Origin of the sequence: Streptomyces sp. TRM70350, assembly GCF_019219825.1 — a bacterium.
Taxonomy (GTDB): domain Bacteria; phylum Actinomycetota; class Actinomycetes; order Streptomycetales; family Streptomycetaceae; genus Streptomyces.
This window is the reverse complement of record NZ_JAHUXH010000022.1, coordinates 22,274-33,420: the sequence shown is the minus strand read 5'-3', so window position 1 is coordinate 33,420 and position 11,147 is coordinate 22,274. Positions and strand designations below refer to the sequence as shown.

Genomic DNA, 11,147 nt, shown 5'->3' with positions numbered 1-11,147 from the left:
TCAGATCACATCGATCGCGACGGTGAAGCCCTCGGGCTTGTCCACCACCAGCTGCGGGGACGCCGAGCCCAGCGAACGGCCCGAGGAGATCACGCTCTTGGTCAGCGCCGTGCAGAACTTGGCGATGGCCGCGCCCACGTCGACGCCCTTGTTCGCGACGAAACCGAACTCCGGCCGGGTGGCGACCTGGCTGATCGTCTGCGCGTCGGCGTCCACGATCCCGCAGGCGATGATGTTGGGCGCGCCCAGGGTGGTGTTGCGGTCGGTGAGCCTGCGGTGCGGGTCCTGCCAGTCCTCGCCGTGGTTGGGCAGGCCGTCGCTGAGGAAGAACACCGCGGGCCGGTGCACCTGGTAGCCCTCGGCCTTGAGGCGGTTGACGTCGGCGGGTATGCGGCTGATCAGGTCCTCGAACGCGGCCCGGTAGCTGGTCATGCCGCGGGTGGTCAGGCGCGGGAACTCGGCCGCGCTGCGCAGGTCGACCAGGCGGACGCGTTCGATCACGTCGTCGGAGAAGCCGAGCACCGAGAAGCGCACCTTGGCGGCGGCCATGGGCTCGCCGAGCAGCGCCTGGTGCAGGGAGCGCAGGCCGTCGTTGAGGTCGTCGATGTGCTCGTCCATGGAGCCCGACTCGTCGGCGAGGACGTAGATGGGGAGCAAGTGCCCCCGGTTGCTTTCCATCATCGTCTTCCGTTTCTGTTCCGAGGGGGGACTGCGTGGGATGCGTTGGTCGTGGGATGTCCGAGGGTCACAGCGCGTCCTCGGCCCGCCGGAAGCCGTCCGGCGGGTTGATCGAGAAGTTCGCCTCGCCGGTCGCGAGGCGCTGCCCGTACGAGACGACGCTGTCCCGCAGGAAGGCGGCACAACTGTGCGCGGCGGAGGCGGCGTCCTGGTGCGGGGCGGCCATGAAACCGAACTCGGGGCGGGTCGCCACACCCCGCACGGCCTGCGCCTCGGCCCGGCCGAAGCCCAGCGCGATCAGGTGCGGGGCCGCCCGGTTGCGGTCGGTGTCGGTCAGGTCGTGGTGGTCGCCGCGCCAGGCGGCGCCCTCGTCGGGCGCGCCGCCGGTGAGGAAGTACACGAGGGGCCGCAGCACCTGCGCGCCGTCGTTCTTGACGACGGTGACGTCCTGTCCGATCAGCGGCCGCAGGGTGCGGAAGGCCTGGCCGTACGACAGCCCGCGCCGGCCCACGAGGAGGGGGGTACGGGTGCCGGGGCCGACCTCGGCGAGGGTCAGCCGCTGTTCGGTGGTGGCGGCCATGCCGAGGACGCCCAGCCGCAGGACGCGGGAGACGTCCGGGGCGTCGGCGAGGGCGGAGTGCAGGGCGTCCAGTCCGCGCTGGAGTTCGTCGAGGCAGGCGCGGTCGAGGGACTCGTCGACGACGAGGTAGATCAGGGCGGTGGCGGCGGTCCGGGTGAGCGGTCCCGGCGGCGCGGACGGGCCGACGGTGGGTGAGACGAGGGTCGGGGTGCGGCCGGTAGGGGCCGGGGTCTGGTCGGCGGGGGGCAGTTGGGGCGGGTCCCAGGGGCGGGCGCCGGTGAGCTGGGGGGTGGCAAGGGGCGGGAGGGCGCCGTCGCCGCCGGTGGCGCGGCCGACGGTGCCGGTGAGCTGCTGGCGCATCTGTTCCAGGTCACCGGCCTGTATCAGGCCCTTCTCGGCCATCACCTGGAACAGGCCGAGCGCGCGCTGGTTCTGCAGTTCGGCGGTGGCCGCGCGGGCCTCCTCCAGCTGGCGGCGCATCTCGAAGGCGCCGGCCGCGTCGTGCGGGTGGGTGATCAGGTAGTGGCGGATCAGGCCGTCGCTGGTGGTGAGGGTGTCGGCGAGCGCGTCCGCCTGCCGGGCGGTGGCCTCGATCTGGGCCCGCTGCTGGATGGCCTCGATCTCGGCCTGCCGGACGACGGCACCCTTGTTGGGTATGTGCTCGGCCGCGCCGAGGTGCTCGCGCCGACCGGCCTCGATGAGGGACTCCAGGTGGGTCAGGGACTTGGCGTCGGGCCGGACGTGCACCTGGCAGCCGTACAGCTTGATGCCTTCCTGGAAGACGACCGGCTGGGCGCACAGCTGGTTGAGGTGGTGCTGGAGGCCGAAGGAGTCCTCGATGGCGAAGCGCTGGCCGGCGCCGTGGAAGAGGGAGACCAGGTGGCCGTGGACGACGGGCAGCGGGTCGCGCAGGCCGGAGCGCACGAAGTCCTCGGCGCCCTTCCAGCCGTCGATGCGGAACGCGAAGTCGACGGTCACCTCGAAGGCGTGCACGCCGTCCCGGGAGACGAGCGGGTTGCGGCCGAGGACGGCGGAGCGCTGGTAGGGGCGCATGTCGACCTCGTAGCGGGTGCGGTACTTGGAGAACATCTGCTGCGAGGGCTTCATGGGGCGGCCCTCGAAGCAGGCCACCTCGCCGGACGCGGTGGCGTAGACGACGGCGAGATGGGGTTCGGTCGCCTTGGTCGGCCCCACGGCCATGCGGGGCACCGGCGTGCTGACGATCAACGACACCGGCTCGGTCACCGGGCACCTCCAGAGTGAGCGGGTCCGGCGGTCGGCCGCAGGGCGCTGCCGAGGACCGCCGCGGCGCGGGGCAGGGGACGGAAGCGGTCACGCTCGGTCCAGCGCGTGACATAGCGCTGCAGGAGGCGGCCGACGCGGGCACTGCGCGCGGCCACGTCCTGGACGAGGACGCGGAGCAGGTCGTCGAGGAGCAGCGGGTCGGTCTCGGCCTGGGCGGCCCAGGCCTCCAGGACGTTGGCGGACTCGTCGCCGAAGAGTTCTCCGCCGATCACCTCGGACCACAGGTAGCCGAGCAGGCGGCGCAGTTCGCTGCCGGGCGGGTCCGCAGCGGCCAGCTTCAGCAGGGTGGGGCGGGAGCGCGGGGCGGTGCCGGGGGCGGCGGGTTCCTCGGTGGCCAGGGCGTCGGCGAGGATCAGGAAGACCAGGTGGCCGACCGGACGGCTGAGCGGTTCGTGCACCATCTCGGCGACGGCCCGCAGCACCAGCGGGGCGTGCGCGGCGACGTCCTCCTCCACCAGGTCGGCGAAGGCGTCCCCGATGGCGATGGCGACCTGGATGTGGTCGACGGTGCCGAGCCGGGTGAGGCAGCGCACGGCGGTGTCGAGGTCGGCGCCGCCCAGGCACAGTCCGTACGCGCGGGCGGCGGCGGCCTGCAACTCCCAGGTGCCGCTGAGATACCAGCCGTTGACGAGGGCGTGCACGCCGGGCCGCAGGGCCGGGTCGCGGGCGCACACGCGCAGGGCGTAGGCGATGGCCTCGCGGCGCGCGGAGCCGCTGTCCTCGTGCAGCACCCAGCCGGGCAGCACCTGGGTGGCGATGTGGTCGAAGGACTCGGTGGCGATCAGGCCGAGCGCGGTCCCGGCGAAGCTGCGCACCTGCTGCGAGGGCGAGTCGACCAGCTCGGCCAGCCAGCCGACGAGTTCCTGCTGGATGCGGTACTCGGACCAGACGTGCCGGATGATCCGGGGCGGGTAGTCGGGGTTGCGGTACTCGGCGACGGTGCAGGGCAGCCACCCGAAGCTGCCCCGGGTGACCGCGGAGACGGTACGGGCGCGCAGCTTCTCGGCGAGCAGCCGCCGGGACTGCGCGAACGGGTCCTGTCTGAGCGGTACGGGGCCGCGCTCGACGCTCGCTGCGAGGACCCCTCGATCGCTGCGGAACCGGTCGAGCAGGGCGGCGGCGGCCAGCGCCACGTCCTCCTGCGGCAGCCCGCCGAGGACGGCGAGGGCGATGGCCTGGGTGCGCAGCCCGGTGTCGCCGAGCCCCTCGAACCACTCCTCCGGTCCCTCGCCGCCGGAGCTGTCCATCCGGGCGCGCACCCGGTCGGGTTCGATGCCGCCACCGCCGTACTCGTGCGCGAGCACCTCGGCGAGGCGGGCGGCGTCACGGCAGGCGGGCCCGTCGCTCAGGAGTTCCGCGGTGAGGTCGGCGACGCCGTCGGCGGCCAGGACGCGTTGGGCGTCCGCCTCGCCGAGCCGGTGGGCCAGATGGGCGGCGAGTACGGCGTCCAGGGAGTCCGGGCGGGTGACGCGCTGGACGTACTCGCCGACGCCGCGGTCCAGTTCGGCGTCCGGCCCGGCGATCAGCACCAGGCGGGCGTCGGCCCCCTCCAGCAGGCCCTCCAGTCCGGCCAGTTGGGAGCCGCTCAGCTCGCCGAGGTCGCGGGGGCGGTCGAGCAGCAGACCGGCGCCGCTGCCGAGCCCGCGCAGCTCGGTCAGCCGGGCGAGTTCGGCCACCGAGTCCAGCAGGTACCAGGCCTTCACCTGGGCGGAGATCAGCAGCCGGACGGCCGCCGCGGTCTTGCCCGCGCCGCCGGGGCCGCGCAGCACGACCGAGCGGCGCTGCCAGGCGTCGGCCTGGATGTCGTCCCAGCGGGGCGGCGCCTGGAAGGTGTGCCGGACGGTCTCCACCAGGGCGGCGGCCACCGTACGCAGGACCACCCCACGCTCACCCGGGGCCTGGATGACGATCTTGTCGCCCTGCACCCGGTCGCCGCCGATGTGCGTCCAGGCCTCGCGCAGCAGCCCGGCGCGCAGGCTGCCCTGGCCGGTACGGGCGGTGGCGACACTGGCACTGGCACCGGCGCCGACGTTGTTGCCGCCGCCGGGGGCTTCCGGGGTGGGCGCCTGCGGCCCTGCCGGGGGCTGGCCATCACCGCCCGCACCGGCACCCGGTGCGGGCCCGCCGGATGCGGCTGGGGCGGGCTGACCGCCCCTCGGCGCGGCCGCGGGCCCCGGCTGCGGGGCGGGCGACGGGGCGGCGGGGGCGGGTCCGGGAGGCGTACTCATGATCCGTCCGCGGGGGTGCGGCGGGGCGCGGGGACTTCGGGCGCAGCACTGGGCGTCGGAGGAGGGCCGTAGACGTTCTTGTTCCCCTCCACGTAGTCGCCCCCGACAGCCAACGCGCCCTCGCCGACCGCCAGCTGCCCGCCCGTCATGCCCTCGACGTAGAGCGTGGGCGGCGGTGCCGGGCTCCCCGTGCCGGCGCCGCCGCCCGCTCCTCCCGCGTCGCCGCCCGTGCCGGGTGTTCCCCCGTGTCTCCCACGGTCACGTGGCGACTCCCCCGGGTCCGCGGGAAGTCCGGGAGGCGCCGGATAGCCGGGTACGGTGACCCAGCCCCGGCGCGGCTCGTCGTGCTTGGTGACGAAGTCGGCGGGCAGATAGGCCGCCGGGTCGATGCCCGGGTAGCGGCCCAGCACCACCGACCGGTGGATCTCCTCGGAGACGACCACCACCAGGTGCGCCCGGGTGGCCCGGGCGAGCACCTGCTTGACCGGGGCGGCGTCCACCAGCCGGGCCAGGTCGTTGACGGCCGTGCCGGTCCACCGCTGGCCGCGCTGGATCACCAGCCCCTGGTGCAGGCCGACGCGCAGCCGCATGCGGTGGTCGTCGTTGTACTTGCCCCGGTGTTCGACCAGCGCGTCCTCCAGGCCCCGCACCAGTTCCCGTAACAGCCTGGTGGGGCTGGTGCCGATCGGGATCAGGATCAGCATCCCGTCCCCGCGGTCCTGCACGGAGCAGCCGTCGAGGTCCAGACCGGCGCGCGCCAGCGCGAACTCGACCACGTGGTACAGCTCTTCGTGCAACGTCGCCTGGGCGGTCTCCGCGCGCAGACTGAAGTCCTCGATGTCGAGAAGAACGATCCAGTGGCTGAGGGGATCCGGCGCGACCATCGGCGACCTCCTGTGCTCGGCCGGGGCCACGTCCGCCCCGCGAATACCTGGATAAAAGCTGCGAGCGCGCCTGTCTACGCCAACTGGCGCACAACGCGGCGCATGTGTCCCTTCCGCACGGCGCATCCGGACAAGACACCACACGGACCTCTACGATGCCCACCGCCTGGTTCACGCAACCCATCCGCCCAGCAACTGCCACATCGTCATACTCTGTTGGTCACAGGCGAGTTGACCGTACGTAGACGGCGCGAGGGGGAGGCCTGGTGCGCGCGTTCCGCATCCCGCCACCGCTACTGCTGGGCTTCGCGCTCGGGCTGGTGATCGTCCTGCTGCTGCGCGACTGCACGGGCGGCACCGGCGGCGACGGCGGCACGCGGGCAGCCCCGCCCGCCGGGGGCGCTGCCCGGCCGCACGCCGAGAACAGCACCTCGGTGCCCGCCCTCTGGCCCCCACCGCGCGCCGTGCGCGACGACCGGGGCTCGGTCGCCATCGGCCGCAGCGTGGCGGTGCGCACCGGAGGCCAGACGGACCCGGCCACCCTCGACACCCTCGTCCGGGCGCTGCGCGCGGGCGGCGCCCGCGAGATCCGTATCGGCGACGAACCGCGCTCCGGCGAACTGCTGGTGGTGACCGACGGGACGGTGGCGGACCTGGACGCCGGTTCGCCGAAGGGCCTGCCCAAGGGCGGCTACGTCCTCGCCGTCGGCCATGCCGACGACGCGCCCCGCGTCGTCCTCGCCGGAGCGGACCGGACCGGCGCCTTCCACGCCGCTCAGACCTTCGCCCAGCTGGTCCGCCCCGTGGGCGCGGCCACCGCCCGCTCCACCCTGCCCGCCGTCCGCATCCGGGACTGGCCCGCCACCGCCACGAGGGGCATCGTCGAGGGCTTCTACGGCACCCCCTGGACACATCAAGAGCGCCTGGCCCAGCTCGACTTCGCCGCCCGCTGGAAGCTCAACACCTACCTCTACAGCCCCAAGGACGACCCCTACCTGCGCTCCCGCTGGCGCGACCCGTACCCGGAGTCACGCCTGACCGCCCTGCGCGCCCTGGCCCGACGCGCCACCGCCCGCCATGTCTCCTTCGTCTACGCCCTCTCCCCCGGCCCGTCCGTCTGCTACTCCTCCGCCGCCGACCGCGCCGCCCTGCTGCGCAAGTTCCGCCAGCTCTGGGACATCGGGGTGCGCTCGTACGCCGTCCCGCTCGACGACATCGACATCACCCGCTGGAACTGCGCCGCCGACGGGACGACGTACGGCCATGGCCGGGCAGCGGTGGCCCGCGCCCAGGCGGACCTGCTGAACGACATCCAGCGCGACTTCCTGACCCCCCGTCCGGAAGCCGCCCCCCTGATCACGGTCCCCACGGAATACGACGGCACCCGCGCCACCGACTACAAGACAACCCTCGCCTCCGCCCTCGACCCCGGCATCACCGTGATGTGGACGGGCCCCCTGGTCGTCTCCCCCACCCTGCGCACCGACCAGGCCCGCGAGGCCGCCCGCCGTTACGCGCACCCCATCCTGATCTGGGACAACTACCCGGTGAACGACTACACGCCGGGCAACCTCCTCCTCGGCCCCTACGAGGGCCGCGCCCCCGGCGTCCCCGGCGCGGTGGCGGGCATCACCGCCAACCCCATGAACCAGGCCACCGCGTCCGTCCCCGCCCTCTTCTCGCTCGCCGCCTACGCCTGGCACCCGGACGCCTACCGCCCCACCGCCGCCCTCGACGCGGGCCTGCACCTGCTCGCCGCCGGCGACCGCCGCGCCCTCACCGCCCTGCGCGCCTTCGCCGACCTCAACCACGCCTCCCGCCTCAACACCACCCCGGCACCGAAACTGGCCGCGCTGATCGAGGCGTACCGGCGCGGCGCCCCGAACGCGAAGGGCGCCCTGCGCGACCACCTCACCACCCTCGCCTCGGCCCGCGACACGGTCCCACCGGCGCTGCGCACCTCCGCCGCCCCCTGGCTGGACGCCACCCACGACTGGGCCCGAGCGGCCCTGGCCGCACTCGCCCTCCGGGACGGCACGGGAACCCGCACCCAGGTCCGCGCCCTGCGCGACACCGCCCGCTCCCACACGGTCACCGACTGGCAGGGCCGTACCAGGACGGTGGAGGTGGGAGCGGGGGTGCTGGACGCGTTCGTGGCACGGGCGTTGGGCTAGACCCGCGGCGCTTTTCTGAAACATGCGCGTCGGCCTTGCAATTGACGCGATGTCTGATCCGGTTCCCTCGATGGGGCGGTTTATGGAAGCCTTAAGGCAGCCTTAAGCCTGTCTTGTCGAGGGAGTCCGTCCATTGCCGCCAGCCGACCCTTCTTCGCAGGTCAGAGAGGCTGTTGGCGCCTCCGACCTGCCATCGGCATATGCCAACCGGGGCGCCCGGAACCACGGTCCGAGGGGAGCGTATTCCGCGGGAACGGCCCCGGAGGGCGCGCCGGGCGGCCATGATGGGGGCATGGCGGGGCTGGAGGGCATCGAACAGCCGCAAGGACGCGGCCGTGCGACCGCGGCGCGCTGGTCGCCGACGGCCGAGGACGAACGAGCGCTCAAGGCGCTGGAGTTGTGCGGCAATCCGACGGAGGCGGAGGTTCCGCTGCCGTCCCGCCCCGAGTCCGCCGCGACGGCACGCCGGCTCGCCCAGGTCGTCGTGCTCCGTCAGTGGGGCCTGTCCCCCAAGATGACCGAGGACGTCGTTCTACTGGTCTCGGAGCTGGTCGGCAATGCCGTACGTCACACCGGCGCCCGTGTCTTCGGCCTCCGGATGCGGCGGCCCCGGGGCTGGATCCGCGTCGAGGTCCGCGACCCCTCCCGGGGGCTGCCCTGTCTGATGCCGGTCCAGGAGATGGACGTCAGCGGCCGGGGCCTGTTCCTCGTCGACAAGCTCGCGGACCGCTGGGGCGTGGACCTGCTGCCGCGCGGCAAGACGACCTGGTTCGAGATGCGGGTGGTGGACCGCTAGGGCCTCCTGCGGAGGGCTGAGGCGAGGCGATAGGGAGCGCGACCGGCCGCGACGGCCTGCGTAAAGGCGCTTCGCCGGGCACGCCGCCGTACCGGTGATGATCAGCAACCCGCCGCCACAGGGCGGGAATTGTGCTCCGTCCGTGTCCACGACGTACGACCACGACCTGTACAAGAACTGGTGGAAGTCCGGCCACAACCACTACATCGACGCCCCTGGCGGCATCGACCGGAAGTACCTCGTCGGCGCCTGCCCGGTGGACAAGACAACCAAGGTCGAGATCACGAGCGGCTGCGAGAGCAATCCGCCCACACCGGCTCGCCCCCGGCCAGGTGCCGTGCCGCCAGCGCCGGGGCCCGCCCCAGCCCCCGGTGCCGTACCGCCTCCGCCACCTCCACAGCGGCCTCCAGCCGCCCCGCGATGCCGCGCCCCAGCACCAGCACACCGCCGTCGGTGGCCCACACCCCGACCTCGTCGCGCCGCCGCCGTGAGCTGACGACCCTCGGATGAGCGGGATCGCGGTTCTCCCGCAGCGCGAGCGGCGGCTCACCCGGCAGCGGTGAGCCCACCGTCATCACGTCGATCGTGTCCGTGGTGCGTCCCGTGCGGTCCATGAGAGCGGCGAGGAAGCGGGCGTTCATCGTCGCCGCGAGCGCGTCACAGTCCAGGGCACCCAACGTGTCGTACACCCACAGGGGGTCCTCGTCCGTGAAGACGACCGAGTGCCCGGTGAAGGCGATCACGCCCGCGTCCCGGGGGCAGTGCTGGGGCACCACCGTCGTACGGCCGTCCGCCGGTGGGAAGACGCCCCGCGCCGCCGTGTCCAGAATGTTCCGCAAGGTCTCCACCGCAGTGCTCCTTGAGTCTCCACCCACTGGAAGGCACAGACTCGCAGACATGATCGACGACAGCACCGGTCTGTTCACCATCGGCGAGCTGGCCCGGGCCACCGGACTGACCGTCCGCACCATCCGCTACTGGTCCGACGAGAGCGTCCTGCCCCCGGTGGCCCGCTCCGCGGGCGGCTACCGGCTGTACGACGCCGCGTCCGTGGCCCGCCTGGAGCTGACCCGCACCCTGCGCGAGCTGGGCCTCGGCCTGGACGACGTACGCCGGGTGCTGGCCGGTGAGACGACGGTCGCCGAGGTGGCCGCCGCCCATGTGGCGGCGCTGGACGCGCAGATCAGGGCGCTGAAGGTGACCCGCGCGGTGCTGTCGACCGTGGCGCGACGCGGCTCGACCGCTGAGGAGATGACGCTCATGAACAGACTGGCGCGGCTGTCAGCCGCCGAACGGGGCCGGATTCTGCAGGAGTTCGTGGACGAGATGTTCCACGGACTGGACACGGCGGATCCGGTGATCCGGGAGCGGATGCGCACCATGGCGGTGGACCTGCCGGAACAACCGACGCCGGAACAGGTGGACGCCTGGGTGGAGCTGGCCGAGATGCTCCGGGATCCCCGATTCCGGGCGCGGATGCGCAAGGTCGCCGAGTTCAACGCGGCCGACCGAGGGCCGGACGTGCCCGCCGGGGCGTCGATGTGGTTCGCGCGGCGGCTGGTGCAGCTGGCCGCCGAGGCCCGGCAGCGCGGGATCGCCCCCGAGTCGCCCGAGGCGGCGGAGGTCCTGCGCGACCTCCTCGGCGACGCCGACCCCGCCGACGTACTCCAGCGCCTGCGCTCCAGTGCCGACGACCGGGTCGCCCGCTACCGCGAACTGCTCGCCGTGGTGAAGGGCCGGGAATCGGCCGCCGCGCACCGTGAGGAGTTCGGGTGGGTGGTCGCCGCGCTGGAGGCTCGCGTGGGCAGTTAATCTGACCTGCGTCAGTACGACGGCAAGAGCACGAGATGAGGGGCGGATCGGTGGCGGACATCGAGGAAGCGCGCAAGCAGTTCGAGCGGATCGACACGGACGGTGACGGGCAGATCACCGCCAAGGAGTTCAAGACCGCTCTGGCGCAGGGCGGCGACTGGAACGTCACCGAGGCGGTCGCCGAGGCCATCATCGCCAGCCGCGACCTCGACGGCGACAAGCTCCTGTCGTTCGACGAGTTCTGGGCGCACCTGAACAAGTGACACGCACCGAAGGGCGCCTCTCACCGGACGAGGGGCGTCCTTTCGGCGTGCGGTCAGGAAGCCTGTCGCCGGTACTGCCCCGTGAGACAGCCGAGCGGGGGCTCGCCGGCCAGGGCCGTGAAGTGGCGGGTGAAGGCCGCGCGCGAGAGGCCGCCGGTGGCGCCGAGTTCCTCGACGGTCCAGGGGCGGGCCGGGTCGGCGTGGACGGCACGCAGGGCTGCCGCGACGGCCGGGGCGGCGAGCGCGGCCGCCCAGCCCGTCAGATGCCCCGAGCCATGCCGCTGGCGTTCCCACCAGCGCAAGCCCCAACGGGCCACCCTGCACTCCTGGGCGTTCCACCAGCTCGGGCGGTTCATCGCGTACAAGGAGTGCGGGCACACCGACCAGGCCAACGCAGCATCACCGCCAGTGATGCCCGTTGTGCGAG

Annotated in this window: 10 protein-coding genes; 4 read left to right on the top strand and 6 right to left on the bottom strand. The window is 73.3% G+C overall.

Going from position 1 to position 11,147, the window contains the following annotated elements:
• The 4 genes from KWI83_RS27080 to KWI83_RS27065 form a co-directional block, all read right to left on the bottom strand.
• A complete protein-coding gene (locus KWI83_RS27080; protein WP_256362875.1) occupies positions 1 to 678 on the bottom strand; it encodes a hypothetical protein in 678 nt (225 codons plus the stop codon).
• A 67-nt stretch (positions 679 to 745) separates the two neighbouring features.
• The gene (locus KWI83_RS27075) at positions 746 to 2,503 is read right to left on the bottom strand and encodes a hypothetical protein (protein WP_218517003.1); all 1,758 of its coding nucleotides are present in this window, start codon (positions 2,501 to 2,503) and stop codon (positions 746 to 748) included.
• The gene (locus KWI83_RS27070) at positions 2,500 to 4,791 is read right to left on the bottom strand and encodes a hypothetical protein (protein WP_218517002.1); all 2,292 of its coding nucleotides are present in this window, start codon (positions 4,789 to 4,791) and stop codon (positions 2,500 to 2,502) included. Before KWI83_RS27070 ends, KWI83_RS27075 begins: the two co-directional genes overlap by 4 nt.
• Positions 4,788 to 5,675 carry a hypothetical protein gene (locus tag KWI83_RS27065; RefSeq protein WP_218517001.1) on the bottom strand — a complete coding sequence of 296 codons (888 nt, stop codon included), beginning with the start codon at positions 5,673 to 5,675 and terminating at the stop codon, positions 4,788 to 4,790. The genes KWI83_RS27070 and KWI83_RS27065 overlap by 4 nt, the downstream gene beginning before the upstream one ends.
• Before the next feature lie 266 nt (positions 5,676 to 5,941).
• Between KWI83_RS27065 and KWI83_RS27060 the strand changes: the two genes are divergently transcribed.
• The gene (locus tag KWI83_RS27060) at positions 5,942 to 7,849 is read left to right on the top strand and encodes a beta-N-acetylglucosaminidase domain-containing protein (RefSeq protein WP_218517000.1); all 1,908 of its coding nucleotides are present in this window, start codon (positions 5,942 to 5,944) and stop codon (positions 7,847 to 7,849) included.
• Between the two features lie 292 nt (positions 7,850 to 8,141).
• Positions 8,142 to 8,645, top strand: coding sequence for an ATP-binding protein (locus KWI83_RS27055; protein ID WP_218516999.1), 504 nt, complete (start codon positions 8,142 to 8,144; stop codon positions 8,643 to 8,645).
• A gap of 281 nt (positions 8,646 to 8,926) precedes the next feature.
• Here the strand turns inward: KWI83_RS27055 and KWI83_RS27050 are convergent, their stop codons facing one another.
• A complete protein-coding gene (locus tag KWI83_RS27050) occupies positions 8,927 to 9,493 on the bottom strand; it encodes a GNAT family N-acetyltransferase (protein ID WP_308122201.1) in 567 nt (188 codons plus the stop codon).
• 49 nt (positions 9,494 to 9,542) lie between these two features.
• Between KWI83_RS27050 and KWI83_RS27045 the strand changes: the two genes are divergently transcribed.
• Entirely contained in the window at positions 9,543 to 10,457 is a 915-nt protein-coding gene (locus tag KWI83_RS27045) for a MerR family transcriptional regulator (RefSeq protein WP_218516998.1), read from the top strand.
• 50 nt (positions 10,458 to 10,507) lie between these two features.
• Positions 10,508 to 10,720, top strand: coding sequence for an EF-hand domain-containing protein (locus tag KWI83_RS27040; protein ID WP_218517075.1), 213 nt, complete (start codon positions 10,508 to 10,510; stop codon positions 10,718 to 10,720).
• A gap of 53 nt (positions 10,721 to 10,773) precedes the next feature.
• Here KWI83_RS27040 and KWI83_RS27035 read toward each other — a convergent pair whose 3' ends face one another.
• On the bottom strand, positions 10,774 to 11,037 hold the full coding sequence (locus KWI83_RS27035) for a hypothetical protein (protein WP_374106388.1): 264 nt from the start codon (positions 11,035 to 11,037) through the stop codon (positions 10,774 to 10,776).
• Positions 11,038 to 11,147: the final 110 nt, after the last annotated feature.